Here is a 26,694-nt window from a genome sequence, read left to right on the forward strand (position 1 = left end):
ATGGCCGCCACGACTTCGCCAGTGTCCACCGCGCCTGCCCTGGCCCAGCCCTGGTACGGCTTGTTCTCGCGCGGCGCGCGCGACTGGCTGCGCCACAACCAGAAAGTACGCGACGCCGTGCAGGCGCACTTGCCCGAGCTGATCGCCACACCTGACCTGATCGGCGGACCGCAGCAGCGCACGGTACAAGTGCCCATGCGCCTGCTCGACCATGCGCGTTTCCGCCTGGCGCCCGCGCGCAACCATGTGGGCGCAGGCCAGGGTGAAGGCCAGCCCGGTGATATCCTGCGCGCGGCGCGCCCAGCCGCCACGGGCGAGGCCGGTGCGCCAGGCGGCGATGGCGAGGGAACGGTGCGCCTGCTGCTGGAGTTTCCCATCGACGATATCCTAGACTGGCTATGGGAAGCCTTCGCCTTGCCAAACCTGAAACCGCGCCACCTGGGCGCGATCGACGACGTGCGGCTGGTACGCAGCGGCCTGGACCGGCATGGCGCCCGCTCGCGCCTGGACCGGCGCCGCACCGTCAAGGAAGCGATCAAGCGGCGCGCCCTGCAAGCCCAGCCCGTGCCCTTCACCAATGATGACTTGCGCTACCGCCAGGTGCTGGCACAGCCCCGGCCCAGCACGAATGCCGTCGTGTTTTTCGTGCTGGACGTGTCGGCCAGCATGGCGCAAGCCGAGCGCAAGTTGGCCAAATCCTTCTTTTTCTTTGCCTTGCAGGGCTTGCGGCGCAGGTATGCGCGCGTGGAAACGCGCTTCATCGCCCATACGACGCGGGCCTGGGAATTTTCCGAAGCCGAATTCTTCCAGGTCAATGGCATGGGTGGCACCATGGCGTCCACCGCCTTTCGCCTGAGCCGCGAACTGCTGCAGGAACACTACGCGCCGGGGCGCTATAACGCCTATCTGTTCTATGCCTCCGATGGCGAAAATTTCAGCGAAGACCGGGCGCCCGCCAGCCTGGCCTTGCGCGACCTGGCCGCCTTGCTCAGCTATATGGGCTATGTGGAAACCTTGCCCGGCGTGCCGCGCAGCCTGGAAACGGAAATGCACAGCCTGTGCGCCGAGCAGGAACGGCAGGGTTTGCCCTTGCACAGCAGCATCCTCAGCAAGCCTGACGATGTGTGGGCGGCCATCCGCACCTTTTTCCAGCACGAAGCGGCCGACACGGAGGCCGCATCATGACGCGGCCTGACGCGCGGAACCACGGCGGTGCGCCAGACCAGGCCGACAAGGCCGACAGAGTCGACACCATGGGCCTGGACGGCTACGCGGCGCGCATCGAAGCACTGGCGCGCGAGCTGGGCCTGGCATTTGCGCCCGTCGAGTTCGAGCTGGTGCCGGACAATTTCATGAACGAGATCGCCATCTATGGCTTGCCCGTGCGCATGCGCCACTGGTCGTTCGGCGTGCGCTACATCCACCAGCTCGTGCATCAGAAGATGGGCAATTCGCACATTTTCGAAGTCATGTTTCCCGGCGACCCTTGCCATGCCTACATGGCGGAACACAATTCCGTGGCCGAAAACACCCTCGTCACGGCGCATGTGCTCGGACACGCCGATTTTGCCAGCCGCAATGCCCTGTTCCTGCGCTTCGGCGCCATGGCGGGCCAGCACATCCTGCAACAAAGCGCGGCGCGGGCGCAGCGTCTTGAAGCGGCGCTGCACCGCCATGGCCAGGAACAGGTGGAAGCCGTGCTCGACGCGGCACTGGCGCTGGAGCAGCATGTCGACATCCATGCCGAGCTGCACCGCCCGCCCTATGCTGCGGCATCGGGGCCAGCCGGCGGCGCGGGCACGCCAGGCAAAGCCGCCGCAGACGATCCGTTTGACCGGCGCTACCGGCGCTTGCCCGGTGAGGCCGCCACGCTGGCGGCGCGCGAGGCGGCACGGGCACGCGTGACGCAGCGTCCGCTCCTGCCGCCGCAAGCCGAGTACGATTTATTATGGTTCATCGCACAGCATGGGCCGGAGCTGGCCGACTGGGAACGCGACATTTTTTTGGCCGTGCGCGAAGAGTCGTTTTACTTCTATCCCGTGTACGCCTGCCAGATCATGAACGAAGGCTGGGCCTCGTACTGGCATGCGCGGCTGCTGCGCGAAGCCGACTTCCTGCCCCCCGCATTGTATCTGTCCGCCATCAAGTCGCATTCGGACGTGGTGCGCCCTTACGCGGGCGAGCACCAGCAGGCGCTGGCCGTCAATCCCTATCACCTGGGCTTTTGCATGTGGGAACACATCATCGAGCGCGAAGGACTGGCGCGGGCGCGCCAGATTTGCCGCGACGACGATGACTGCAGTTTCATCCGCAACTATCTGGACGGGGAGCTGGCTGACCGTCTGGGCCTGTTCGTGCATGAAAGCCGCCGCGACGGTGAAACGCGCCTGGCCAGCCGCGACTTGCGGGCTATCCGCGAAGCCATCCTGGCGCCCAAATACAACTATGGCGCGCCGTGTATCGCCGTCACCTTGCTCAACGACGACGGCAGCCTGGTGCTGCGCCACGATCACCAGCGCGATGGGCGCGGCCTCGACCTGGAGCGGGCGGAACAGGTGCTGGCGTATATCGCCCGCATCTGGCGCCGCCCCGTCACCCTGCATACGGCCGATTTCCGAGGCACGCCCCGTGCCCTGCACAGCAAGAGCGACGGCGTGCCCGAACCGCCCAAGCCAGCAACACCGCCAGCCCAGACAGCGGCACCCGTGCAGCGTTAAGCGGCGAACCCGGCGCAGGCCCGGTACAGTATCGATGCAGGCATGGCGCAGCATGGACGCCGGCCCTCAGTGCGGGCACCTGGCAGGCTCCTCATGCGGACATCATGCGCAACTATGCGCAGCTGATACGCAGCTGATGCGTACTTGATGTGGGCTTGACGTGCATTTAATACGCATTTGATCTACATCTGATGTGTATTTGATGCCCATTTGATGCGTATCTGATGCCCCCCTCACGCCAGGCCCGCCTGCGCCACATACCAGTCGATGGTGTGCCGCAAGCCTTGCGCCAGGTCGTGCGTGGGCACATAACCGAGCAAGCGCGCCGCCTTGGCGATGTCCGCCTGCGAATGGCGCACGTCGCCGGCGCGAAACTCGCCATGCAGGGGCGCGCGTGGCACGTGCTGCGGGCGCGCGGCCAGCAGCATCTGCTGCATCGTGGCATGCAGCTGCGTCAGGCTGGTGCGGGCGTTGACGGCCACGTTGTAGACCTGGTTGACGGCTGCCGGGTCGGTGCGCGTGGCGGCGAGGATATTGGCTTGCACGGCATTGTGCACAAAGCAGAAATCGCGGCTGGTGGCGCCGTCGCCATGGATGTGCACGGCCTGGCCGTCCAGCATGGCGGCGATCCAGCGAGGAATGACGGCCGCGTAGGCGCCCAGCGGGTCTTGCCTGGGGCCGAAGACATTGAAATAGCGCAGTCCCACCGTCTGCGTGGCGTAGCAGCGCGCGTACACCTGCGCATACAGTTCATTGACATATTTACTCAAGGCATACGGAGACAGGGGCGCGCCGATGTGCTCTTCCACTTTCGGCAAGGCCGGATGGTCGCCATAGGTGGCGCTGGACGCGGCATACACGAAGCGCTGCACGCCCGCGTCGCGCGCGGCGGCCAGCATGTTCAGGAAACCGCTGACATTGACGGCATGGCACAACAGCGGGTCTTCCAGCGAACGCGAGACGGAACCGAGCGCCGCCTGGTGCAGCACAAAATCGACGGCGACGGGGCCGCCCGGATCGGCACGGCCGTGCTCGCCCAAGCTGCCGCTGCCGCCCTCATCTGCCTCACCGTCGCCACTGCGGGCGGCCGGCGCCGGCGCACCGCACGCGCGCGCGCACGCCTGCGGGTCGCGGATATCGCCTTCGATGAAGGTGAAGCGCCGCCACGCCGCTTCGCACACGCTGGCGCGCACCTGCTCCAGGTTATGGCGGTGGCCCGTCATAAAGTTGTCCAGGCCGCGCACTTCCTGTCCCAGGCTCAGCAAGGTTTCCAGCAGGTGCGAGCCGATGAAGCCGGCCACGCCCGTCACCAGCCAGCGGCGCGGTTCGCTGACCAGTTGCGCACACGCGTGCGCGTAGGCGCCGGCAGCCGGGCCTGCCACGCCGACGGCTGACCCCTGCGCCATATCTGCTGCGGCATCAAACGCGTCGGCCGCCATCACAGCCGCCACACGTGCAGGCCGCCGTCCGCCAGCGGACGTGGGTCGAAATGCGACTTGATGTCGATGAAGCAGCCGCTCTCCAGCACCTTGGCCTGGAAGTCGGCCAGCGGGCGGGCCAGCAGGGCCTGGTGCGAGACGGCGCTGATGATGGCCTCGGCCCGCGGCAGCTGTTCCCAGCTTTCCAGGGTCAACCCATACTCTTCCAGCGCTTCGCGGCCATCGGCGACGGGGTCATGCACATGCACCTGCACGCCGTACGATTGCAGTTCATGGATCATGTCGACCACTTTCGAGTTGCGCAAGTCCGGACAATTTTCCTTGAAGGTCAGGCCCAGCACGTTGACGTGCGAACCTTTCAATTTGAAACCGGCGCGCACCATTTCCTTGATGGTCTTTTCCGCCACGAATTTGGCCATGCCGTCGTTGATGCGTCGCCCGGCCAGGATCACATGCGGATGGTAGCCCAGCATTTCCGCCTTGTGCGTCAAATAATACGGGTCGACGCCGATACAGTGGCCGCCCACCAGGCCGGGACGGAACGGCAGGAAATTCCATTTGGTGCCCGCCGCCTGCAGCACTTCCAGGGTATCGATGCCGATGCGGTCAAAGATGATGGCCAGTTCGTTCATCAGCGCGATGTTCAGGTCGCGCTGCGTGTTTTCGATGACCTTGGCCGCTTCGGCCACGCGGATGCTCGACGCCCGGTGCACGCCGGCCGCGACCACGCCTTCGTACAGGGCGGCCACCTTGTCCAGCGTGGCGTCGTCGTCGCCCGAGACCACCTTGCGGATGCTGTGCAGGGTGTGGTCCTTGTCGCCGGGGTTGATGCGCTCGGGCGAAAAGCCCACATGAAAATCTTCCTTCCAGCGCAGGCCCGAATGCCGCTCGAGGATGGGGATGCAGATTTCCTCGGTGGCGCCCGGATACACGGTGGACTCGTAGATGACGGTGGCGCCGCGCCGCATGTGGCGGCCGACGGCCGCGCTGGCGCCGGCAAGGGCGGAGAAATCGGGATTGTGTGCGCTGTCGACGGGCGTGGGTACGGCCACGACGATGAAATCGGCCAGTTGCAGCTCGGCCGGATCGCAACCCACGCTCAGCCACTGCGCCGCGCGCAGCTGTTCCGTGCTCACTTCACCCGTGGGATCGACATGCTTGCGGTAACTCTCTACCTTGCGTGCCGACAGGTCAAAGCCGATGGTGCGCTGGCGCATGCCGAACGCCACAGCCAGCTGCAAGCCGACATAACCGAGCCCCACCACGGCCACCACGTCCGCCGTGCCATCCACCTTGCTGTCCATATGCATGTGCTCCCAATGGTTGCGGCCTGAGCATCGCCGTCCGGGAAATTCTACGGTCGCCGGCCCGGCCATTCTTGAGCAGGAACAAGGAATACGGAGCGGCGGCAGGCAGGCGCGCGGAGAATCGGCGGCTTGTTGAGCGCAATCAAGGAGAGCGGCGCCCATCTTTTTAAGCTAGGCCATGCCCATCCTTCACGCACGCCGCTACCGGAGACTTCCATGGCCCGTACCCTGCCCCGCCCTTTCCCCGGCTTGCCGGCTGCCGCGCTGTGCTGCACCCTGCTGCTGCCCTTGCTGACGGGGTGCCACGGCACGCAGAGCAGCGAATCCCTGCTGGCCGACGCGCAGCAGTACCGCCAGAAGGGCGAGGCGCGCGCCGCCATCATCCAGTTGAAGAACCTGCTGCAAAAGGAGCCGGACAATGCAGCGGCGCGCTTGCTGCTGGGCAGCATCTATATCGACACGGGCGAAGCGCTGTCGGCCGAGAAAGAATTGCGCAGGGCAAAGTCGCTGGGGCTGGCGGCGCAGCAAGTGATGCCATTGCTGGGCAAGGCCTGGCTGATGCTGGGCCAGTTCGACAAGGTACTGGCCGAGATCGCCGATGATGCGGCGCAGCCCGCCAGCGTGCTGGCCCTGCGCGGCGATGCCTTGCTGGCCCTGGGCCGCCAGGACGAGGCGCGCGCCGTGTTTGCGCGCCTGCTCGAAGACCATCCCGGCCAGGTCGAGGCCTTGCTGGGCCTGGCGCGGCTGGCGGCGCTGGAGCAGCAGGTGTCGGCGGCCGAGCTGCTGCTGGCCCAGGCGTTGAAAAGCGCGCCCGCCAACCTCGACGCCTTGCGGCTGCAGGGCGACCTGCAGCGCCTGCAAGGCAAGAACGGCGCGGCGCGCCTCGCCTACATGCGGATCCTCAAGCTCAAGCCGGACAATACCCAGGCGCACATCGACCTGGCCAACCTCGATCTCCTGGAAAACCGCTACCTGGAAGCGGCGGCCCAGCTGGCCACGGCGCGCAAGACGGCACCCAACAGCCTGGGCTTGCTGCAGGCCCAGGCGCTGCTCGATTTCCGCCAGGGCAAGAACAAGGCGGCCCTGCAATCCTTGCAACTGGTGCTCAAGGCGGCGCCCGACCATATGCCCTCCATCCTGCTGGCCGGAGCCGTGCAGCTGAAGCTGGGCTCGCCGCAACTGGCGGAAAACTATCTGCAGCGCTTCCTGGCCGTCTATCCCAAACATCTGTACGCGCTCAAGATGATGGCGTCGATCGAACTGATGCGCGGCAAGACGGATGCCGCCCTCGACCTGCTGCTGCCCGTGCTGTCCACCTTTCCCGACGACGTGGAACTGCTGTCGCTGGCGGGCGAGGCGCATTTGCGCGCGCGCCGCTACGACAAGGCCGCGGCGTATTTCGAAAAGGCCAATACCCTGGCGCCGGACACGGCCAGGCTGCATGCGGCGCTGGGCATCACCCGCCTGGGCTTGGGCGAGAACAGCCGTGCCATCGACGAACTGGAACGCGCCAGCATGCTCGACAAGAGCACGCCGCAGGTGGGCACCATGCTGGTGCTGACCTTGCTGCGCAACAAACAGAACGACAAGGCCCTGGCCACCGTCAAGATGCTGGAACAGCAGCAGAAAGGCACGAATCCCCTGCTGCTGAACCTGAAAGGCGGCGTCTACATGGCCTTGCGCGACGTACCCGCCGCGCGCGCCAGTTTCGAGCAGGCGCTGGGGATGGACCCTGTCTATCTACCCGCCCTGAACAACCTGGCGCAACTCGATCTGGCCGGGAAAAAGCCGGAACAAGCGAAACAGCGCTTCGAGCGGGCGCTGGCGAAAGCGCCGAAAAATGCCGACCTGTGCGCGGCGCTGGCCAAGCTGGCCGCCTCGCAAGGCAAGACGGACGAGGCGCGGCGCTGGCTGGAGCGGGCCCACCGCGACAATCCCGACGCCGTCGCGCCGGCCCTGCTGCTGAGTAACTTTTACCTGCAGACGGGCGCGCCCGACAAGGCGCTGGAACTGGCGCGCACCCTGCAGTCGGGCCACCCGGACGACGCCGATGCGCTGGCCCTGCGGGCGCAGGTCGAATACGGCGCCGGCCAGATGCAGGCGGCGCTCGACAGCTACAACAAGCTGGCCAGTCTGCAGACGACGTCGGCACCGCTGCAGATGCGCATCGCCAGCTTGCGCCTGGCACTTGGCGACGGCCACAATGCGCTGCAAGCCGTCAAGCGGGCGCAAGCGCTTGACCCGGCCCTGCTCGAAGCGCGCGTGGTCGAAGTGGCCATGCTGCTGAGCCTGAACCGCCAGCGCGATGCACTGGCCGTAGCGCGGCAAGTGCAGCAACAGCAGCCGAAACTGGCGGCCGGCTACAAGCTCGAAGGCGACGTGCTGATGGCGCAGAAACTGCCGCAGGAAGCCGTCAAGCTGTACCAACACGCCCTCCAGCTCAGCAATATCGGCCCCATGCAGGTGCAGTTGCACCGCGCCATGCTGGCCGCGGGCCAGGTGCGCGAGGCCGATGCGCGCATGGCGGCCTGGCTGAAGGACAAGCCCGATGACCTGGGCGTGCGCACCTACCTGGCCGGCGCGAGGCTGGCGGCAAAGCAATACGGCGCGGCCATCGAACAGCTGCAGTACATCGTGGCCAAGGATACGGCCAATGTGGCGGCGCTGAACGACCTGGCCTGGGCGTACCAGCAGGAAAAAGATCCGCGCGCGCTGGCGACCGCCGAGCAGGCGCTCAAGCTGGTACCGGACAACCCCATCGTGCTCGACACCCTGGGCTGGATCGTGCTGGAACAGGGCGACGTCAAGCGCGCGACCACCCTGCTGCGCAAGGCGGCCGGCCTGGCGCCGAAGTTGCCCGAAATCCAGTACCACCTGGGTGCGGCGCTGGCGAAATCGGGCGACAAGCCGGGGGCGCGCAAGCAACTGGAACAGCTGCTTGCCGCCAACAAGGAGTTCCCGCAGCGGGCCGAGGCGCAGGCCTTGCTGACCCAGCTTTAGGCCATGGCGGCGCACACGGCCCCGCCCGGCCTGGCAGCACGGCTGCTGGCCTTGCTGGCGGGCGCGGCCTGCATGCTGGCCCTGCGCCATTATCCGCTGGGCCACGGCTGGCCCGGCCTGCTGTTTGCCGCCCTGCTGCCCGCCTATTTCCTGCTGCTGTGCTGGCGTCCTGCCTGCTGGCTGTTCTGCGTGCCCGCCCTGCTGCCCGTGCTCGACCTGGCGCCGTGGACGGGCTGGTTCTTCCTCGAAGAAATCGACGTGCTGCTGTTGCTGACGGTAGCCTGCGGCTATTGGCGCCTGGGCGAACCGGCTCGCAGCGCCCAGGCGCAGCTTTCGCCCGCCGCCCGCGCCTGCCTGCTGCTGTGCAGCCTGGCCTGGCTGGCGGCGCTGCTGCGCGGCGTGCTGCCGCTGCCGCCCCTCGATGTGTATGCCTGGGATAATTACCTGAGCCCCTACAACAGCTTGCGACTGGGCAAGGCCTGGGCCTGGAGCATGCTGCTGCTGCCGCTGCTGCTGCGCGACGGGGAGCCGTCCGCCCTGCGCCGCTACGCGCTGCCGGGCATGCTGGCCGGGCTGGCCATGGTATCGCTGTTCGCGCTGTGGGAGCGGGCCGTGTTTCCCGGTTTGACGAACCTGTCCAGCGACTACCGCATCACGGCGCCGTTTTCCGCCATGCACACGGGCGGCGCCGCGCTGGACGGCTATCTGGCCCTGAGTTTGCCATTTGCAGGCCTGTGGCTGGCGCGCGCACGCAGCCGCTGGCAAGCGGCGCTGGCCTTGCTGCTGCTGGCACTGGCCCTGCACGCGGCATGTACCACCTTTTCACGGGGCCTGTACGCGGCCCTGGCGGCGGCGGTGCTGCTGGCCGTGCTGCTGGCCATGTGGCAGACCTTGCGCACGGCCCCCGGCGCGACGCGGCGCCCGACGGGCAGGCGACCCATGCGCAAACCCTTGCTGATACTACTGCTGGCCGGCCTGGGCACCGTCCTGCTCGTGACCATGTTCAGCGTGGCCGGCTACCGGGGCTTGCTCGCCGCCGTCGTCCTGCTCGCGGCCAGCTTCGTGCTGGCGGCGCGGCCCTTGCCGTGGCGCCTGGCGCCGGCCAGCCTGCTGTGCGCGCTGTGCCTGCAGGGGCTGCTTGCCAGCTGGTGGCCGGAAGGGGCCTACCAGCCGGCTGCGGGCTGGCTGAAAGGCCCGTATTTCCTGTTCCTGCTGGCCACCGTGCTGCTGGCGGGCGCGCTGCTGGCCGGCACCCTGTGGCCGGGCAGCGCTGCCGGCAAAGGCCCGGCCAGGCTGGTCCTGGCGATGATGGCGTGGAGCATGCTGGCGTGCAATCTCGTCTGGATAGGCTGGCACTGGGCCGGTGCTCCCGCCTTGGCGCCAGCCGGGCTGGTCGTGTTGCTGGCCATGCTGATGCTGTGCAATGGACGCTTGCGCGCGCCACTATGGCGGCTGGACCGGGCCAGCCTGAGCATCGCGGGTGCGGCCGGCATCCTGCTGCTGCTGGCCATCCCCGTCTCGGCCAGCTATTACGCCACCGAACGTTTCGCCACCACGGCCTTCGACATGCAAGGCCGCTTGCGCCATTGGCGGCAAGTGCTGGCCATGCAGCAGTCCGACTGGGGCGATCAGCTGTTCGGCATGGGCATGGGCAGCTTTCCTGCCACGTACTACTGGCACAATCCGGGGCGCGAAGTGCCAGCCAGCATCGCCTATGCGCAAGAAGATGGCCAACCTGGCAATTCCCCCAACACCTATGTGCGCCTGGCCAGCCCCGGCTACAGCGCCGGCTATGGCGAACTGCTGCGGCTGCTGCAACGCCTGCCGCTGCAGCCGGACACGCACTACACCCTGGCGCTGGACGTGCGCCGAAGTGGCCCCATGCCCGTGCTGCTGGTGCGCCTGTGCCAGCGGCAATTGCTGTACGCACAAGCTTGCGTGCCTATTCCCCTGCGCCTGCAAGCGCCACCGCCTGGCAGTCCCGTACCGGCCTGGCAGCACTACGAAGTGCCGTTCGACAGCAAATGGCTGGGCGCGGGCGCCTGGCTGCTGCGCCCGCCCGTGCAGCTGGAACTGGCGGCCAGCGGCACGGCCACCTCGTCCGTGATCGACGTCGACAATCTGAGCCTGCGCGCGCCTGGCGGCGAGGAATTGATCGCCAACGGGCGCTTTACGCAGGCCAACAATTACTGGTTTTTCAGCAGCGACCACCATCACTTGCCGTGGCATATCAAGAGCCTGGCGCTGCATGTGCTGGTGGAAACGGGCTGGTGCGGCGCACTGTCCCTGCTGGCCCTGTTATCCCTGGCCGGCCTGCGCCTGCTGCGCCAGGCCACAGCGGGCAACCAGTGCGCGCTGGCCTGCGCCGCCGCCCTGCTGGGTTTTCTCGTCGTCGGCCTGTTCGATAGCCTGCTCGACGTGCCGCGCATCGCCCTGCTGTGCTATCTGATGCTGCTGTGCGCATTGCTGCCGCCCCCGTTACCTCCTCCCCTTGAAAGCCTGCCGCCATGAAATCTCCGCCGTTGACATTCTCTTCTGCCCTGCTGTCCTGCCTGGTCCTGGCTGTGGCCAGCGCGCCCTGCCGCGCCGACCAAGCCCTGGCGCAAGTCATTGCGCGCGTGAAGCCGTCCGTCGTCGGCGTGGGCAGCCTGCAGGCGACGCGCACGCCGCCCTTGAATTTCCTCGGCACGGGTTTCGTGGCGGGCGACGGCTTGAGCGTGCTGACCTGCGCCCATGTGGTTCAGAAATTGCTCGACGCCAGTCCGGACGAATCCATCGGCATACTCACGGGCCAGGGCGAGGCGGCGCAATTTCGCCCCGCCAAAATCCAGGCGGTGGACACGGAACACGACCTGGCCTTGCTGCGCCTGGCTGGCGCACCGCTGCCGGCCCTGGCGCTGGGCGACGCGGCCACGGTGCGCGAAGGCCAGGCCATGGCCTTTACCGGGTTTCCGCTGGGTACCTTGCTGGGTCTGCACCACGTGACGCACCGCGCCACCGTATCGTCGCTGACGCCGGTGGTCAGGCCCAGCGCCACCGCGCAGCGCCTCGACACCCGGCGCCTGGCGCAACTGCAAAAAGCGCCGTACACGGTGTTCCAGCTGGACGCGACGGCGTATCCGGGCAGCAGCGGCAGCCCCCTGTTCGATCCCGAGACCGGTCTCGTCTATGGCATCGTCAACATGGTGTATGTCAAGGGCCTGAAAGAGGCGGCCATCACCGCGCCCAGCGGCATCACCTACGCGATTCCGGGCAGCCACATGCAGGCGATCTTGCTGAAAAACAAATGAATCAGTTGCGCCCCTGCCGCAGCCGGTCGGTAATCCCTGGCTCATCCCATGTCGGAAAAAAAAAGGGGTAAAACGACCGTTCACCCCCATGCTGTTCCATCATGCCGCCGTATTTGCGGATCTGGGCCCCCATGTAGTCGAGGTCCAGGCGCAGCAAGACGGCCGGCGCCCCCACGCGCGTGCACTCTCGCTCGCCGCCAAAATCCTTGAAACCCAGCATGCGCTTGTAAAACACCACATGGCGTGGATTGACTTCGATCACGTAATCCGTAAAGCCATGAATATTGTGGGCATAGATATAAGAAATATGAATCAGTGCCGCAAACACGCGCTTGCTCACGCCCTTGTCGATGGCCAGGCGCGACGGTTCGCACAGGCGCCGTCCTTCCTCGCGCAGCACGTCGAGCTTGTCGCGGAAATTTTCATCGGCGGGCAAGCCCGTCTCGTCATTGTCCAGACACAGGGTCATGGTGCCAACGGTGGCGCCTGCCGTTTCCGCAAACAGGGTGATTTTATTCAGCGCATGCGCGATGCCGGGATCGACGGCATAGCCGCGCCAGCCGTACATCTTGCGGATGAGCAAACTGGCCGCCTCGCGCCGGCCACGCGAATTGGCCATGCGGATATGAAAGCGCTGCAGGTCGAGCTCGTGCTCCATGGCCGGGTCAATTTGGCCCTCGCCCACCACCAGGTCACTGAACGTACCGGGCGTGTCGAAGGAAATAATAGGTTCATCTTCAAAGCTCATCTTGTCCTCACGTTCATCGGCAGCCGTCGAGACGGACTGAAGCCAATGCCTTGTGACAAGATAAAAAGCAGAGAAGTTCCCGCGTCAGGCAAAAAAAACAGAAGAAAGTGCTATTCAATAGCAAAATTGCATGCTGAAATTTGCCAAAAAGTACAAAAAGGCAAATATAAATGCTGTTTTAATATTGCCGAGCCCGCTGCTAAAAAAAGCTCTCCGGTATCAGCAACACGTCGCCCGGCCGCATCATGACATTCGCGGAAATATCGCCACTCTTGAGCAGGTCGTCCAGGCGCACGCGCAGCTGCTGCTGGCTGCCGTCGCGCATGCGGATGATGCTGGCCTTGTTGCCGGCGGCAAAGTCAGTGATGCCGCCCACGGCGATGAGCACGTCCATCAGCGACATGCCGAGGCGGTACGGCAGCGCCTGCGGCTTGGCCGCCTCGCCGATGACCCGGATCTGCTCGCCATACGGGCCCGAGAAATTGGTGACGATGACCGTCACCACCGGTTGCTGGATAAACTTGCCCAAGGCTTGCTCGATATCGCGCGCCAGCTGGGTCGAGGTCTTGCCGCTGGCGGCCAGATCCTCCACCAGCGGCGTGGTGATCTTGCCATCGGGCCGCACGGCCACCGTCAGCGACACTTCCGGATTGCGCCAGACGATGATGTTGACGGAGTCGCCCGGGCCGATCAGATAGTCGTGCATGGGGGCGCTGTCGTCGGCGGGCGCCAGCGGATAGCGTGTGCGGCAGCCCCCCAGCAAGCTGGCGCTACCCGCCAGGAGCAGCGTGTGGCATACAAAAGCACGGCGAAACGGATTCATGCGGGGCCTCTTCGAGTCGATGGCGCGTCCATGGCAGGCCCCGCAGAACCAGCCTGGGCCGCGAACTTCCTATGATTATTAAAACCCGGCAAGTGAACCTTGAGGCGTATCAAGAAGCAATCATCTTGGGAAATCTTGCTCCACAAGCGCCCTATACTTTGCTTACTCAACAGGCAAGCATTTCTTGCAAGACGCCGTTGTCCGCGCCGCCCAGCCATCGACCGTGCAGCACCGTCACCTGAAGGAAGCGACATGGAGGAATTGATACAGCAACTGCTTTCCAGCCTGAAAGGCATCTGGAAGTACCGCTGGCATGCGGTGCTGGTAGCGTGGCTGGTGGCGATCGGTGGCTTCATCAAGGTCATTACGCTACCCGACGACTTCCAGACGTCGGCGCGCGTGTTTGTCGATACGCAAACCATTCTCAAGCCGCTGTTGGCCGGCATGACCAGCGTGCCGAACACGGAACAGCAAGTGGCCATCATGAGCCGCACCCTGCTCAGCCGCCCGAACGTGGAGCGCGTCATGCGCATGGTCGACCTCGACCTCGATTCGAAGACCGTGCGCGAACACGAAGCCCGGCTCGATGAGCTGATGAGCCGCATCAAGATCAGCGGCACCAGCGCCTACGATATCTACACCATCAGCTACAGCGGGCGCGACCCGAAGCTGGTGCGCGACGTGGTGCAGAGCCTGCTGACCATCTTTGTCGAAGGCAGTTTCCAGGGAAAAAAGGGCGATTCGCAGAAAGCCGTGCAATTCATCGACGAGCAGATCAAGAATTACGAGGACAAGCTGAGCGCGGCGGAAAACCTGGTGAAGGAATTCAAGATCCGCAACAACCTGCTGCTGCCGCGCCAGGGCATCGACTATGGCAGCCAGCTGCTGATGTCATCCGATAGCCTGAACAATGCCAAGCTGGAACTGGTCGAGGCGGAACAGGCGCGCAAGGCCATCCTGAGCCAGATCGAAGGCGACGAACCCGTGCTCGACCTGGAGCCGAACGCGGCGGCCATCACGAACCCGGAACTCGATGAGCGCATCGCCTCGCTCAACAAGAATCTGGACACCCTGCGCATGCAATTTACGGAGTTGCATCCCGACATCATCGCCTCGAAGCGCCTCATTGCCCAGCTGGAAGAGCGCAAGATCGAGGAAAGCAAGCTGAAAACGGCGTCCGGCGACCCGGGCAAGAATTACAGCCCCATGCTGCAGCAGCTGAAGGTGGCGCTGACGGACGCGGACGCCAAGGTGGCAGCCATCCGCGCCCGCGTGCAGGAATACAACGCGCGCAATGAGCGCCTGCTGGCGCAAAGCAATGCCGTACCCGAGGTGGAATCGCAGCTGGCGCAACTGAACCGCGACTACATCATCAACAAGGAAAACTATGAAAAGCTGATCGGCCGGCGCGAAGCGGCCAAGCTGTCGGGCGAACTCAGTTCCACCACCGAGATGATGGCCTTCAAGATCATCGACCCGCCCACGGTGCAATATGCGCCTGTCGGCCCGAACCGTCCGCTGCTGTTTTCCGCGGCGCTGGGCGCGGCCCTGGTGGCCGGCGTCGCCACGGCCCTCCTGATCAGCCAGGTGCGCCCCACCTTCCTCAGCCCCGCCGAACTGCGCGATGCCACGGGCTTGAATGTGCTGGGCACGGTATCGATGAACTGGACGCCGCTGCAGCAGGTGCGCCGCCGCCGCGCCCGCTATGGTTTTGCCGGCTGCCTGGGCAGCCTGTTCCTGCTGTACGGCGGGGTCATGACGGCCGCGCTGCTGAAATTCTAGAGCCACCAAGGGAGCGACGATGAGCAGCAAGGACAGCGGCAAGCAGGAACCCACGATCCTGGGCGTGGCCGAGGCCGGCGTGCCCTATGGTCCAGATAGTACGAATGGTGCGGATGGCGCGGATGGCGCGGCGGCGGCCGCCGCCCCCCGGTACCGTCCCCTGAACCTGGCCCGGCTGGCGGAGCAAGGCATGCTCACGCAGGAAGGCGGGCGCAGTTCGGTGGCCGAAGATTTCCGCATCATCAAGCGCCCGCTGCTGCGCCAGGCGCGCGCCAGCGGCGCCGAGGCCATCCGCCACGGCAACCTGATCGTCGTCACCAGCGCCATGCCCGGCGAAGGCAAGACGTATTGCGCCGTCAACCTGGCCATGAGCATCGCCATGGAAATGGATATCACGGTGCTGCTGGTCGATGCCGACGTGGCGCGCCCGTCCGTGCTGAAAGTGCTGGGCCTGCCGCCCGAGCCGGGACTGATGGACGTGCTGCTCGACCCGCAGCTGGCGATGGGGGACGTGATCCTGAAAACCAACGTGGCCAACCTACGCATCCTGCCCGCCGGACGCAGCAACAAGCACGCAACGGAATTGCTGGCCAGCCGGGCCATGAGCCGGCTGCTGGCCGAAATCGCCAGCCGCTATAGCGACCGCGTCGTCGTCTTCGATTCGCCGCCCTTGCTGATTACCAGCGAAGCGCACGCGCTGGTGGGGCAGATGGGCCAAGTGGTGATGGTGGTCGAGGCGGAAACGACGACCCAGCACGCCGTCAAGGAAGCGCTGCGCCAGATCGAAGCGTGCGAACACATACATTTGATCTACAACAAGACCAAATCGTTCCCCGGCAACGACTACTACGGCTATGGCTATTACGATTAGCCGCCGGGTTCCGCTGCCGCTGCTGCCCTTGCTGTCCCTGCTGCTGCCCCTGCCGGCCTTTGCTGTCGACTGGCTGGTCAAGCCCTCGCTGCGCCTGCGCGAAAGCTATTCGGACAATGCCACGCGCGCGCCGCCCAGCCAGGCGCAATCGGACTTCATCACGGAAATCGCGCCCGCCATCGCCCTCATCGGCACGGGCCCGCGCCTGCGCGTGCACCTCGATTACAGCTGGCATAAATACCTGTCGGGACAGCGTGCCGATACGGACAACCACGACCTGCAGGCCTCGGCCGACGCCGAGCTGGTCAAGGACTGGTTCTTCATCGATGCCAACGCCAGCGTGAGCCGGCGCAATATCTCGCCGTTCGGCCCGCAATTGATCGATGAGCTGCCCGACACGGACAATACCAGCACGGTGCGCACCACCGGCATCAGCCCCTACCTGCGCCACCGCTTCCGCGGCCTGGCCACGGCCGAGCTGCGCTACACGCGCAATACGGTAGCCAGCGGCGGCGATCTGCTGTCCGTGCACAGCGATGAAATGGAATTGCTGCTCAGCGGCGAACCGCGCGGCCAGGGCTGGACCTGGAACGCCAGCCACGATGTACGCCGCACGCAGGACAGCAAGCTGGCGCCCGTGCGCATGCAGCGCAGCAGCGTGGGCCTGCGCTATCCGTTCAGCAGAAAATGGGCGGCCACGGCCAGCGGCGGCATGGAAAAGGAAGGCTATATGTCGAGCAGCGGCAAGGCGCCGGAAGGCCGCTTCTGGTCGCTGGGCGGCGTGTGGACGCCGTCGCCGCGCACCAGCATGGCCTTCAGCACGGGCAAGCGCTTTTTTGGCCACACCTACAGCCTCGATGCCAACTTCCTGCAGCGCCATACCAACTGGCAACTGAGCTACAGCGAAGACATCACCACCATGCCCACGCAGTTTGCGCGCCTGGGCGACCGCGACGCGGGCCAGCTGCTCGATCAATTATGGCGCGGCATCTTTCCCAACGCGCGCGACAGGCGCTTGCGCATCAATGCCTTCCTGCGCTACGCCAACAGCCTGGGGCCGGAACGGGGCGCCATCAACTACTTCAGCCACCGCTATTTCCTGCAAAAGCAGCTGAAGCTGACGATGGCGCGCGCCACGGCCAAAAGCACGATGGTCGTCGGCGTCACGGCCGTCGACCGTACGGCGCAAACGGCCAGCGGCATCGACAGCGCCTTGCTGCCCGGCATGGAGTTCGGCAGCGAAGACCGCACGCGCCAGTTCGGCGCCAACGTGGGCTGGAACTGGCAAGCCAGTTCGCGCACCAGCGTGAATGTCAATGCCGGCTACGCCGGCGTGCGCTCGCTGAGCGTGCCCCGGCGCGACAACAACATCACCGTGACGGCCGGCTACAGCCGCGTCCTGCAGCCGAACATGACGGCCAGCATCGATGTGCGGCACATGCGGCACGCCAGCAACCGGGGTGGAGACTACCGCGAAAACGGCGTCAGCGCCACGCTCACCATGCAATTCTAAGGAGGTAGCAGCATGTCCAGCATGTCCCATCCTTCGCCACCGTCCGCCGCGCCCGCGCACCTGCTATGCGTGGTCGCCGCGCGCCCCAACCTGATGAAAATGGCGCCCATCCTGGCCGCCCTGGCGCGGCAGACGCCCGCCGTGCGCGTGACGCTATTGCATACCGGCCAACACTACGATGCGGCCATGAATAGCCAGCTGTTTACGGATCTGGACCTGCGCGCGCCCGACATCGCCCTCGACGTCGGCTCCGGCAACCATGCGCAGCAGACGGCCGAGATCATGCGCCGCTTCGACGCCGTGCTCGACGCGCATCCGCCGCTGGTGCCCGACGCCGTGCTGGTGGTGGGCGACGTCAATTCCACCCTGGCGTGCGCGCTGGTGGCGGCCAAGCGGAACATTCCCGTGATCCACGTCGAGGCGGGACTGCGCAGCGGCGACCGGCGCATGCCCGAGGAAATCAACCGCGTGCTGACGGATCAATTGTCCGATCTGCTGCTGACCAGCGAGGAAGGCGCGCGCGCCAACCTGCTGCGCGAAGGCATCGCCCCCGAACGCATCCACTTCACGGGCAACGTCATGATCGACAGCCTGCGGCAGCAACTGCCGCGCGCAGTCAAGCCCGCCGCCACCTTGCGCGCCCACGGCCACGCCTGTCCGCCCGCGTATGGCCTGTTGACACTGCACCGACCGTCGAACGTCGATGATGCGGCGCAGCTCGCAGCGCTGCTGCAGGCGCTCGGGCAATTGTCATGCCAGCTGCCGCTGCTGTTTCCCATCCACCCGCGCACCCTGGCCGGCTTGCGCCTGGCGGGCCTGGAACCATTGCTGGCGCGACAGGCCATCATCTGCCTGCCGCCGCTGGGCTACCTGGAAATGCTGGGCCTGATGCAAGGCGCGCGCCTGGTGCTGACCGATTCCGGCGGCATCCAGGAAGAAAGCACGGCCCTGGGCGTGCCTTGTTTGACCCTGCGCGCCAATACGGAGCGCCCCGTCACCGTCAGCGCCGGCACGAATACCCTGGCCGGCACGCAGCCGGCCGCCATCCTGGCGCTGGCGCGCGCCATCCTGGAGACGGGCGGCAAGCGGGGCCGCATTCCGCCCCTGTGGGATGGCCACGCAGCCGAGCGCATCGCCGCCGTCATCGTGCCCTGGCTGGCGGCGCGCCGGGGCACGCCATGACGCCGCCTGTGGTTTTACGCAACGCGCTGACCATCGACGTGGAAGATTATTTCCAGGTGTCCGCCTTCGCGCCGCACATCGCCCGCGCCGACTGGCCCCGCCTGGAATGCCGGGTCGAGGCGAACATGGAGCGCATCCTGTTGCTGCTGGAAAGCCGGCGCATCCACGCCACCTTTTTTACATTGGGCTGGATTGCCGAGCGCTATCCGGCCATGCTGCGCCGCGTGGCCGACGCGGGGCACGAGGTGGCCAGCCACGGCTATGCGCACCTGCGCGCGTGCGACCAGCCGGCCCCCCAGTTCGCCGACGATGTGCGCCGCAGCAAGACCATCCTCGAACAATTGACGGGGCTGTCCGTGCACGGCTACCGGGCGCCCAGCTTTTCCATCGGCGTGGCCAACCTGTGGGCCTTCGACGTGCTGCAGGAAGCGGGCTACCGCTACAGTTCCAGCATCTACCCGATCCGCCACGACCATTACGGCATGCCCGATGCTCCCCGCTTCGCCTGGCGCCCACGGGGGCCGCACGGCATGCTGGAATTGCCTGTCAGCACCGTGCGCTTGCGCGGGCGCAACCTGCCGGCCGGCGGCGGCGGTTACTTCAGATTGATGCCGTATGCACTGTCGCGCTGGCTTTTGCGACGCATCAATTCGCGCGACGGGCAAGCTGGCATATTCTATTTTCATCCTTGGGAACTCGATCCCGGCCAGCCCCGCCCGCCAGGCCTGAGCGCGAAGACGCGCTTTCGCCACTACCTGAACCTGGGGCGCATGGAAGCGCGGCTGACACGCCTGACGGGCGACTTCACCTGGGACCGCATGGACCGCATTTTTTTGGAAAGCACATGATGCACGAGGCCAGCCTTCCTGTCGACCAGGCGCCGTCCAGCGCCGCCATTGCCGTGCGGTCCCTGCAGGCGCACGAACATGCACGCTGGGATGCCTTTGTCGAGGCCTGTCCCGAAGCCACCTTCTTTCACCGCGCCGGCTGGCAAACCATCATGGAACAGGGCTTCAGGCACGACAGCCATTTCCTGTACGCGGAACAGGACGGGCGCATCGCCGCCGTGTTGCCGCTGGCGCATGTGCGCAGCCGATTGTTCGGCTCGTCCCTCGTCTCGCTGCCGTTTTGCGTGTACGGCGGCATCGCCGGCGGCAGCCCGGCCGTGCGACTGGCCCTCGACGAAGCGGCGCTGGCGCTGGCGCGGCGCCTCGGCGTGGGGCACCTGGAATACCGCTGGCGCGAGGTGGAGGAAGACGCGTCGGAAAATGCGAACGCGTGCTGGCTGCACAAACCCCTGTACGCGACCTTCCGCCGCCCCCTGCATCCCGATGCCGAACAGAACTTGCTGGCCATTCCCCGCAAGCAGCGCGCCGTCGTGCGCAAGGCCATGGCCGGCGGCCTGCACAGCGCCATCGACTATGACTTGCAGCGCTTCTACCCGATCTATGCGGCCAGCGTGCACCGGCTGGGCACGCCCGTCTTCGCGCGCCGCCATTTTGCCCTGCTGCGCGCGGTGTTTGGTGACGCCTGCGAAATCCTCACCGTGTACCACGGCCAGCAGGCGCAGGCCAGCGTGCTGCTGTTCTATTTCCGCGATGAAGTACTGCCGTATTACGGCGGCGGCACGCCGCTGGCGCGCAGCACGGGCGCCAACGACTTCATGTACTGGGAATCGATGCGCCGCGCCTGCGCGCGCGGCTACCGCCTGTTCGATTTCGGCCGCAGCAAGCTGTGCACGGGCGCCTGGGATTTCAAGAAGAACTGGGGTTTTACGCCGCAGCCGCTGCCATACGCCTACCAGCTGGTGCGCGCCAAGGCCTTGCCGGAAATCAATCCACTGAATCCCAAATACGCGCTGTTCATCCGCGCCTGGCGCCGCCTGCCGTTGCCGCTGGCCAACCTGCTGGGGCCGCACATCGTGCGGCAACTGGGCTAAGCAAGGGGACACACCATGCGCGAACTGCTCTTCCTCACCCACCGCCTGCCGTATCCGCCCAACAAGGGCGACAAGATACGCTCGTGGCACATGCTGCAGTACCTGAGCCGGCATTTCCGCGTGCACCTGGGCTGTTTCATCGACGATGACGACGACTGGCAGCACGCGAAAACCGTGGCCGCCCTGTGTGCCAGCACGCGCTTCATTGAATTGCGGCGCGGCACGGCCCGCTGGCGCGCCCTGCAGGCGCTGCTGTCGCGGCAAGCCATGAGCGTGCAGTACTACCGCGATGCACGCCTGCTGCAATGGGTCGATGGCTTGGTGTCTAGCGGCAAGGTGCGCCACGCGCTGGCCTTTTCCGGGCCCATGGCCCAATACATCGACGGCAGCGCGGGCCGCGCCCTGCACCGCGTGATCGATTTCGTCGACGTCGATTCCGACAAATGGCGCCAGTATGGCGACAGCAAGCCCTGGCCCCTGTCGCTGCTGTACCGGCGCGAAGCGCAGCTGCTGCTGCAGTACGAGCGCCATATCGCCCAGCAGTTCACGGCCGCCAGCTTCGTCTCGCCCGCCGAAGCGGCCCTGTTCCGCCAGTGCGCCCCGATGGCGCGGCGCAAGACGGGATTTTTCAATAACGGCGTCGACACGGACTATTTCGCGCCGATGCCGGCACAGAGCGCAATCTATCCGCCCGGCGTGCAGGCGCTGGTATTTACGGGCGCCATGGATTACTGGCCGAACATCGACGCCGTGCAATGGTTCGTGCGCCACGTCTGGCCCGCGCTGCGGCGCCAGTTTCCCCAGGTGCAGTTTTATATCGTCGGCAGCGCGCCCGTGCCCGCCGTGACGGCGCTGGCCAGGGTGGCAGGCGTGGTGGTGACGGGCAAGGTGCCCGACATCCGGCCCTACCTGGCCGGCGCGGCGCTGGCCGTGGCGCCCCTGCGCATCGCCCGTGGCGTACAAAACAAGGTACTGGAAGCGATGGCGATGGGCAAGATCGTGCTGGCCACGCCGCAGGCGCTGGAAGGCATCGCCGCCCAGCCGGGCCTGGAACTGCTGCTGGCGCGCGACGATGCCGAATTCATCCACCATGCGGCGCGCGTGCTGCGCAACGCCCGGGGCGGCGGGACCGAAGGCGGCGGCGCGGCCATCGGCGCGGCGGCGCGCCAGCTGGTGTTGCAGGACTACGACTGGGAACGCAACCTGCGGAGCCTGGGCGCCATGCTGGGCCTGCCTGCCGAGGCCGGTGCCGGAACCAGCACTGCCGCCATGCCGACGCTGCCCGTGCGGGAGCCATCCACATGAGCTTGCAGCTCGACCAGGTCGCCCGCTTGCCGGATGCGGCCGTCTGGCCACACGGACATGGCCAGCAGCAAGCGATGATGCTCCTGCTGCTGGCCCTGGCCGCCGTCGTGCTGCTGTACCACGCCACCTTCTGGTCGATGCTGGAACTGTGGTCGCGCTCGCAGACCTTCGCGCACGGCTTCCTGATCGTGCCCATCAGCTGCTGGCTGGCCTGGCGCCAGCGCGCCCGCCTGGCCGCGCTGGCGCCTCAGCCGTCGCGGCTAGGCTTGCTGCTGCTGGGGGCGCTGGGCCTGGCCTGGCTGCTGGCCGACGCCGCCAACGTGCCCGTGGTGGAACAATATGCGGCCACGGCCATGCTGCCCGCCTGCGTGCTGGCCATCCTCGGCTGGCCGGCCATACGCCTGCTGGCCTTTCCCCTCGCGTATCTGTTCCTGGCCGTGCCGTTTGGCGAAGTCTTCCTCGATCCCCTGATCGACTTCACGGCTGCCTTCACGGTGACGGCGCTGCAATGGACGGGCGTACCTGTGTTTCGCGATGGCAACAATTTTTCGCTGCCTACCGGTAACTGGTCGGTGGTGGAAGCGTGCAGCGGCTTGCGCTACCTGATCGCCGCGCTGGCCCTGGGTGCCCTGTACGCCCATGTGCACTTCCACAGCGCGCGGCGGCGCCTGGCCATCATGGCCGCGGCCCTGATCGTGCCCATCCTGGCCAATGGCGTGCGCGCCTACCTGATCGTGATGCTGGGTCACCTGAGCAACATGCGCCTGGCCGTGGGCGTCGACCACCTGATCTATGGCTGGCTGTTCTTCGGCCTGGTGGTACTGCTGCTGTTCTGGCTGGCCGCGCGCTGGCGCGAATTGCCGCTGGCGCGCGCCGCCTTAGCGCCCACCCTATCAGCCCGGCCCGGCGCCAGCGCCGCTGCGGCCAGCCCGTACGCCGTCGTGCGCGCCAGCGTGGCTTGCCTGCTGCTTGCATCGCTGTGGCCGGCACTCGCGCTGGCCAGCCACCGCGACGCCGGCGCCGTGCCGCCGGGTTCCCCCGTTGTGCTGGCCTTGCCCGATCCGCCCGCCTGGCAGCGCCTGCACGATGTGGCACCCGCCTGGCAGGCGCCGTATGCGGGCACGCCCGCGCGCTTTGCCGCCACGTATGCGCGCCAGGACGGCGACGGTGCGCCGGTGGGGCTGCAACTGCGCTGGTATGCGCGCCAGGCACGCGATGCCGAACTGCTGACGCACCAGTCCTCGCCATACGGCGCGCGCTGGATGGCGCTGGCGCAACGCGTGCAAGACATCTCCCTGGCCAGCCGTGCCCTGGCCGTGCGCGAAAGCGTGCTGGGGCACGGTGGCGAACGCCTGCTGGTGTGGCGCATCTACCGCCAGAGCGGCATCGTCACGGCCCGGCCCGTGCTGGTAAAGCTGCTGCTGGCGCAAGCCAAGCTGCTGGGCAGACGCCAGGATGGCGCCGACATCCTCGTCTTTGCCGCCTACGACGAGCTGGCGCCGCCGCCGCGCGCGCGCCTGCACGCCTTCCTGCAGGCGGCGCTGCCCGTCATCGAACAACGCCTGCAGGAGCTGCCGCATGGCCCTTGACACGGATGCTGGCCGCACACGGGAGGCCAACAGCGCCCCGCTGATCGTGCACGTGATCCACCAGCTCGACGTGGGCGGGCTGGAAAACGGCCTGGTGAACCTGATCAACCATCTGCCGCCTGAACGCTACCGGCACGCCATCGTCTGTCTGAAGAACGCCACCGCATTTCGCCAGCGCCTGACCACGCCCGGTGTCGATGTCATCAGCCTGGACAAGCTCGAAGGCAAGGACTGGCGCCACTACCTGCGCCTGTACCGCGTGCTGAAACAGCTGCGCCCGGCACTGGTGCACACGCGCAACCTGGGCTGCCTCGAAGCGCAACTGCTGGCCTGGCTGGCCGGCGTGCGCCTGCGCGTGCATGGCGAACACGGGCGCGACATGAGCGACTTGCACGGCACCCGCCGCAAATACCGGCTGCTGCGCAAATGCATGCTGCCGCTGGTGCAGCACTTCATCGCCGTCAGCACCGACCTGGGCCACTGGCTGGTGGACAGCATCGGCGCGGCGCCCGCGCAGGTATCGCACATCGGCAATGGTGTCGACAGCGTGCAATTCCATCCGCGCCTGGGGCCGCCGGCCGCCGTCGGGCCGCCCGGTTTCCTGTGCAACGGCGCCTTCGTCATCGGCAGCGTGGGCCGCATGGCCGCCGTCAAGGACCATGCCTCGCTGGTGCAGGCGTTCCTGCTGTTGCTGGCGCAGCCGGGTGCCCGCGCGCGCCTGCGCCTGCTCATCGTCGGCGACGGGCCGTGCCGCCAGGCTTGCCTGGACCTGCTGCAGCAGGCCGGCGTGGCGCACCTGGCCTGGCTGCCCGGCGCCCGCGACGACGTGGCGCAGCTGCTGCGCGCCATGGACCTGTTCGTGCTGCCCTCGCTGGCCGAAGGCAGTTCGAACACCATTCTCGAAGCGATGGCGACGGGACTGCCCATCGTCGCCACGCAGGTGGGCGGCAATGCGGAACTGGTGCAGTCGGGCTGGAGCGGCACCCTGGTGCCACCCGGTTCTCCCGACATGCTGGCCGACGCCATGCTCGACTACTACAGCATGCCCGAACTGGGCCCGCGCCACGGCGCGCGCGGGCGGCGCCAGGTGCTGGCCGAACACAGCCTGCCCGCCATGGCCGGTGCCTACCTGGCAGTGTACGACCGCCTGACGGGCGCGCGCCAGCCCTCTCCCCTGTCCACTTATCCCTGAAAGGCCTCCCATGTGCGGCATCAGCGGCATCTTTGATTTGCAGGGCCAGCGCGACATCGATGTGCTGCTGCTGGCGCGCATGAACCACAGCCTGCTCCATCGGGGACCGGACGAAGGTGGACTGCACCGCGAGCCGGGACTGGGCCTGGCGCACCGGCGATTGTCCGTGATCGACCTGGCCAGCGGCCAGCAGCCGCTGTTCAACGCCGACCGCAGCATCGCCATCGTCTTCAATGGCGAAATCTATAATTACCGCAGCCTGATGGCCGAACTGCGCCAGTTCGGCCACCAGTTCCGCACCAGCAGCGACACGGAAGTCATCGTCCACGCCTGGGAACAATGGGGGGAACACTGCGTGCGGCGCCTGCGCGGCATGTTCGCCTTCGCCCTGTGGGACCGCCGGCGCCATCTGCTGTTCCTGGCGCGCGACCGCCTGGGCGTGAAACCCCTGTACTACGGCGAGGCGCAGGACGGCACCCTGCTGTTCGGCTCCGAACTCAAAGCCCTGCTCGCGCATCCGGCCATGCCGCGCACGCTCGATCCGCTGGCCGTGGAAGAGTATTTCGCCTACGGCTATGTGCCCGAGCCGCGCAGCATCTTCCAGCACGCGCGCAAACTGCCGCCCGGGCATACCCTGTCGATTCGCGCCGGCCAGCCGCTGCCCGCGCCGCAAGCGTACTGGGACATTCCATTCACGCCGAATCCGCCCGCCAGCGAGGCGCAGGCGGCCGACGAACTGCTGGCGCGCCTGCGCGAAGCGGTGCGCATCCGCATGGTGGCCGAAGTGCCGCTCGGTGCCTTTCTCTCCGGCGGCGTCGATTCCAGCGCCGTCGTGGCGCTGATGGCCGGCGCCAGCGCCACGCCCGTCAACACCTGCTCCATCTCGTTCGGCGACCCCGCGTACAACGAAGCGCGCTACGCCGACCTGGTGGCGCGCCGCTACGCCACGGCGCACCACGCGCGCCAGGTCGAGCAAGACGACTTCGAGCTGATCGACCTGCTGGCGAACCTGTACGACGAACCGTTCGCCGACAGTTCCGCCATGCCCACGTACCGGGTCTGCCAGCTGGCGCGCCAGCGCGTCACGGTGGCCCTGTCGGGCGACGGCGGCGATGAAAGCCTGGCCGGCTACCGGCGCTACCGCCTGCACACGCGCGAAGAAAGAGTGCGCAAGGCGATGGACCCGTTGCTGCCGGCCGGCTTGCGCCAGTCGCTGTTCGGCACCCTGGGGCGGTTGTACCCGAAGGCCGACTGGGCGCCGCGCTTCCTGCGCGCCAAGACCACCTTCGAGGGCCTGGCGCGCGACACGACGGACGCGTATTTTCACGGCGTCAGCCTGCTGGGCGACGCCATGCGCGCGCGCCTGTTCAGCCCCGAGCTGCGGCGCAGCCTGCATGGCTACCGCGCCGTCGAAGTGCTGCGCCGCCACGCGCTGGCCAGCCCCGCGCAAGATCCGCTGTCGCAGGTACAGTACCTGGACCTGAAAACCTACCTGCCCGGCGACATCCTGACCAAGGTGGACCGGGCCAGCATGGCGCATGCGCTGGAAGTGCGCTCACCCCTGCTCGACCATGAACTGGTGGCGTGGATGTCCGGCCTGCCGCCGCAATTCAAGCTGCGGCGCGGCGAAGGCAAATACCTGCTGAAAAAAGCCCTGCGCCCGCTGCTGCCCGACACCCTGCTGTACCGCCAGAAGATGGGATTTTCGGTGCCGCTGGCGGACTGGCTGCGCGGCCCGCTGCGCCAGCGCCTGCAACAGCGCCTGCTGGGCCCCACCCTGGCGCAATGCGGCCTGTTCGACATGGACTACGTGCGCCTGCTGCTCGATCAGCATGCCAGCGGGCGGCGCGACTACAGCGCGCCCCTGTGGGCGCTGCTGATGTTCGAAGCGTTCCTGCGCCAGGTTGCAACGGGGTCAGACCCGTCGCGGGAATATGGCCCAATGGGCCGTATTCCGCTCCCGCAGGGACTGACCCCAACATCTGTCCCAGGCTAAT

At 66.6% G+C, this 26,694-nt stretch carries 19 protein-coding genes; 15 read left to right on the plus strand and 4 right to left on the minus strand.

Annotated elements, in window-relative coordinates; genetic code table 11:
- Complete coding sequence (locus tag O0882_RS08525; protein ID WP_289947015.1) at positions 1 to 1,185, plus strand: DUF444 family protein; 1,185 nt, start codon at positions 1 to 3, stop codon at positions 1,183 to 1,185.
- Complete coding sequence (locus O0882_RS08530; RefSeq protein WP_289947019.1) at positions 1,182 to 2,717, plus strand: SpoVR family protein; 1,536 nt, start codon at positions 1,182 to 1,184, stop codon at positions 2,715 to 2,717. Before O0882_RS08525 ends, O0882_RS08530 begins: the two co-directional genes overlap by 4 nt.
- Positions 2,718 to 2,950: 233 nt before the next feature.
- On the opposite strand, the gene O0882_RS08535 is transcribed toward O0882_RS08530, so the two are convergent.
- A complete protein-coding gene (locus tag O0882_RS08535) occupies positions 2,951 to 4,156 on the minus strand; it encodes an SDR family oxidoreductase (protein WP_289947020.1) in 1,206 nt (401 codons plus the stop codon).
- Entirely contained in the window at positions 4,156 to 5,460 is a 1,305-nt protein-coding gene (locus O0882_RS08540; protein WP_289947021.1) for a nucleotide sugar dehydrogenase, read from the minus strand. The genes O0882_RS08535 and O0882_RS08540 overlap by 1 nt, the downstream gene beginning before the upstream one ends.
- 219 nt (positions 5,461 to 5,679) lie before the next feature.
- Here O0882_RS08540 and prsT point away from each other — a divergent pair, with 219 nt between their 5' ends.
- From prsT to O0882_RS08555, 3 genes are read left to right on the plus strand one after another with little or no spacing between them, the layout of a single operon-like run.
- The gene (prsT, locus tag O0882_RS08545; protein WP_289947022.1) at positions 5,680 to 8,463 is read left to right on the plus strand and encodes an XrtA/PEP-CTERM system TPR-repeat protein PrsT; all 2,784 of its coding nucleotides are present in this window, start codon (positions 5,680 to 5,682) and stop codon (positions 8,461 to 8,463) included.
- A 3-nt stretch (positions 8,464 to 8,466) separates the two neighbouring features.
- Entirely contained in the window at positions 8,467 to 10,974 is a 2,508-nt protein-coding gene (locus O0882_RS08550; RefSeq protein ID WP_289947023.1) for a hypothetical protein, read from the plus strand.
- Between the two features lie 11 nt (positions 10,975 to 10,985).
- Positions 10,986 to 11,753, plus strand: a complete 768-nt coding sequence (locus O0882_RS08555) for a serine protease (protein WP_289947024.1) — start codon at positions 10,986 to 10,988, stop codon at positions 11,751 to 11,753.
- 1 nt (position 11,754) lies between these two features.
- Here the strand turns inward: O0882_RS08555 and O0882_RS08560 are convergent, their stop codons facing one another.
- Positions 11,755 to 12,501 (minus strand): long-chain N-acyl amino acid synthase, encoded by a 747-nt coding sequence (locus O0882_RS08560; RefSeq protein WP_289947025.1) that lies wholly within the window; start codon positions 12,499 to 12,501, stop codon positions 11,755 to 11,757.
- A gap of 199 nt (positions 12,502 to 12,700) precedes the next feature.
- Entirely contained in the window at positions 12,701 to 13,324 is a 624-nt protein-coding gene (locus tag O0882_RS08565) for an XrtA/PEP-CTERM system exopolysaccharide export protein (RefSeq protein ID WP_141169290.1), read from the minus strand.
- A 252-nt stretch (positions 13,325 to 13,576) separates the two neighbouring features.
- On the opposite strand from O0882_RS08565, the gene O0882_RS08570 reads away from it, so the two are divergent.
- From O0882_RS08570 to O0882_RS08615, 10 genes are read left to right on the plus strand one after another with little or no spacing between them, the layout of a single operon-like run.
- On the plus strand, positions 13,577 to 15,106 hold the full coding sequence (locus tag O0882_RS08570) for an XrtA system polysaccharide chain length determinant (protein ID WP_289947026.1): 1,530 nt from the start codon (positions 13,577 to 13,579) through the stop codon (positions 15,104 to 15,106).
- A gap of 19 nt (positions 15,107 to 15,125) precedes the next feature.
- Positions 15,126 to 15,977, plus strand: coding sequence for an XrtA-associated tyrosine autokinase (locus O0882_RS08575; protein ID WP_289947027.1), 852 nt, complete (start codon positions 15,126 to 15,128; stop codon positions 15,975 to 15,977).
- A complete protein-coding gene (locus tag O0882_RS08580) occupies positions 15,961 to 17,490 on the plus strand; it encodes a TIGR03016 family PEP-CTERM system-associated outer membrane protein (RefSeq protein WP_289947028.1) in 1,530 nt (509 codons plus the stop codon). The genes O0882_RS08575 and O0882_RS08580 overlap by 17 nt, the downstream gene beginning before the upstream one ends.
- A gap of 21 nt (positions 17,491 to 17,511) precedes the next feature.
- Complete coding sequence (gene wecB / locus O0882_RS08585) at positions 17,512 to 18,672, plus strand: UDP-N-acetylglucosamine 2-epimerase (non-hydrolyzing) (protein ID WP_289947751.1); 1,161 nt, start codon at positions 17,512 to 17,514, stop codon at positions 18,670 to 18,672.
- Positions 18,669 to 19,520 carry an XrtA system polysaccharide deacetylase gene (locus O0882_RS08590; RefSeq protein ID WP_289947029.1) on the plus strand — a complete coding sequence of 284 codons (852 nt, stop codon included), beginning with the start codon at positions 18,669 to 18,671 and terminating at the stop codon, positions 19,518 to 19,520. The genes wecB and O0882_RS08590 overlap by 4 nt, the downstream gene beginning before the upstream one ends.
- A complete protein-coding gene (locus tag O0882_RS08595) occupies positions 19,520 to 20,611 on the plus strand; it encodes a FemAB family XrtA/PEP-CTERM system-associated protein (protein WP_289947753.1) in 1,092 nt (363 codons plus the stop codon). The genes O0882_RS08590 and O0882_RS08595 overlap by 1 nt, the downstream gene beginning before the upstream one ends.
- Positions 20,612 to 20,626: 15 nt before the next feature.
- Positions 20,627 to 21,916, plus strand: coding sequence for a TIGR03087 family PEP-CTERM/XrtA system glycosyltransferase (locus tag O0882_RS08600; protein WP_289947030.1), 1,290 nt, complete (start codon positions 20,627 to 20,629; stop codon positions 21,914 to 21,916).
- Positions 21,913 to 23,505 carry an exosortase A gene (xrtA, locus tag O0882_RS08605; protein WP_289947031.1) on the plus strand — a complete coding sequence of 531 codons (1,593 nt, stop codon included), beginning with the start codon at positions 21,913 to 21,915 and terminating at the stop codon, positions 23,503 to 23,505. The genes O0882_RS08600 and xrtA overlap by 4 nt, the downstream gene beginning before the upstream one ends.
- Complete coding sequence (locus O0882_RS08610) at positions 23,495 to 24,697, plus strand: TIGR03088 family PEP-CTERM/XrtA system glycosyltransferase (RefSeq protein WP_289947032.1); 1,203 nt, start codon at positions 23,495 to 23,497, stop codon at positions 24,695 to 24,697. Before xrtA ends, O0882_RS08610 begins: the two co-directional genes overlap by 11 nt.
- Before the next feature lie 10 nt (positions 24,698 to 24,707).
- Positions 24,708 to 26,693, plus strand: a complete 1,986-nt coding sequence (locus O0882_RS08615; RefSeq protein WP_289947033.1) for an XrtA/PEP-CTERM system amidotransferase — start codon at positions 24,708 to 24,710, stop codon at positions 26,691 to 26,693.
- Position 26,694: the final 1 nt, after the last annotated feature.

This window comes from Janthinobacterium sp. SUN073 (assembly GCF_030397665.1).
GTDB lineage: Bacteria > Pseudomonadota > Gammaproteobacteria > Burkholderiales > Burkholderiaceae_D > Janthinobacterium.

What these genes read in the sequence shown, in the direction of transcription:
- O0882_RS08525 (WP_289947015.1), top strand. Translation starts at nt 1, where the DNA reads ATGGCCGCCACGACTTCGCCAGTGTCCACCGCGCCTGCCCTGGCCCAG.
- O0882_RS08530 (WP_289947019.1), top strand. Translation starts at nt 1,182, where the DNA reads ATGACGCGGCCTGACGCGCGGAACCACGGCGGTGCGCCAGACCAGGCC.
- O0882_RS08535 (WP_289947020.1), bottom strand. Translation starts at nt 4,156, where the DNA reads ATGGCGGCCGACGCGTTTGATGCCGCAGCAGATATGGCGCAGGGGTCA.
- O0882_RS08540 (WP_289947021.1), bottom strand. Translation starts at nt 5,460, where the DNA reads ATGGACAGCAAGGTGGATGGCACGGCGGACGTGGTGGCCGTGGTGGGG.
- prsT (WP_289947022.1), top strand. Translation starts at nt 5,680, where the DNA reads ATGGCCCGTACCCTGCCCCGCCCTTTCCCCGGCTTGCCGGCTGCCGCG.
- O0882_RS08550 (WP_289947023.1), top strand. Translation starts at nt 8,467, where the DNA reads ATGGCGGCGCACACGGCCCCGCCCGGCCTGGCAGCACGGCTGCTGGCC.
- O0882_RS08560 (WP_289947025.1), bottom strand. Translation starts at nt 12,501, where the DNA reads ATGAGCTTTGAAGATGAACCTATTATTTCCTTCGACACGCCCGGTACG.
- O0882_RS08565 (WP_141169290.1), bottom strand. Translation starts at nt 13,324, where the DNA reads ATGAATCCGTTTCGCCGTGCTTTTGTATGCCACACGCTGCTCCTGGCG.
- O0882_RS08570 (WP_289947026.1), top strand. Translation starts at nt 13,577, where the DNA reads ATGGAGGAATTGATACAGCAACTGCTTTCCAGCCTGAAAGGCATCTGG.
- O0882_RS08575 (WP_289947027.1), top strand. Translation starts at nt 15,126, where the DNA reads ATGAGCAGCAAGGACAGCGGCAAGCAGGAACCCACGATCCTGGGCGTG.
- O0882_RS08580 (WP_289947028.1), top strand. Translation starts at nt 15,961, where the DNA reads ATGGCTATTACGATTAGCCGCCGGGTTCCGCTGCCGCTGCTGCCCTTG.
- wecB (WP_289947751.1), top strand. Translation starts at nt 17,512, where the DNA reads ATGTCCCATCCTTCGCCACCGTCCGCCGCGCCCGCGCACCTGCTATGC.
- O0882_RS08590 (WP_289947029.1), top strand. Translation starts at nt 18,669, where the DNA reads ATGACGCCGCCTGTGGTTTTACGCAACGCGCTGACCATCGACGTGGAA.
- O0882_RS08595 (WP_289947753.1), top strand. Translation starts at nt 19,520, where the DNA reads ATGCACGAGGCCAGCCTTCCTGTCGACCAGGCGCCGTCCAGCGCCGCC.
- O0882_RS08600 (WP_289947030.1), top strand. Translation starts at nt 20,627, where the DNA reads ATGCGCGAACTGCTCTTCCTCACCCACCGCCTGCCGTATCCGCCCAAC.
- xrtA (WP_289947031.1), top strand. Translation starts at nt 21,913, where the DNA reads ATGAGCTTGCAGCTCGACCAGGTCGCCCGCTTGCCGGATGCGGCCGTC.
- O0882_RS08610 (WP_289947032.1), top strand. Translation starts at nt 23,495, where the DNA reads ATGGCCCTTGACACGGATGCTGGCCGCACACGGGAGGCCAACAGCGCC.
- O0882_RS08615 (WP_289947033.1), top strand. Translation starts at nt 24,708, where the DNA reads ATGTGCGGCATCAGCGGCATCTTTGATTTGCAGGGCCAGCGCGACATC.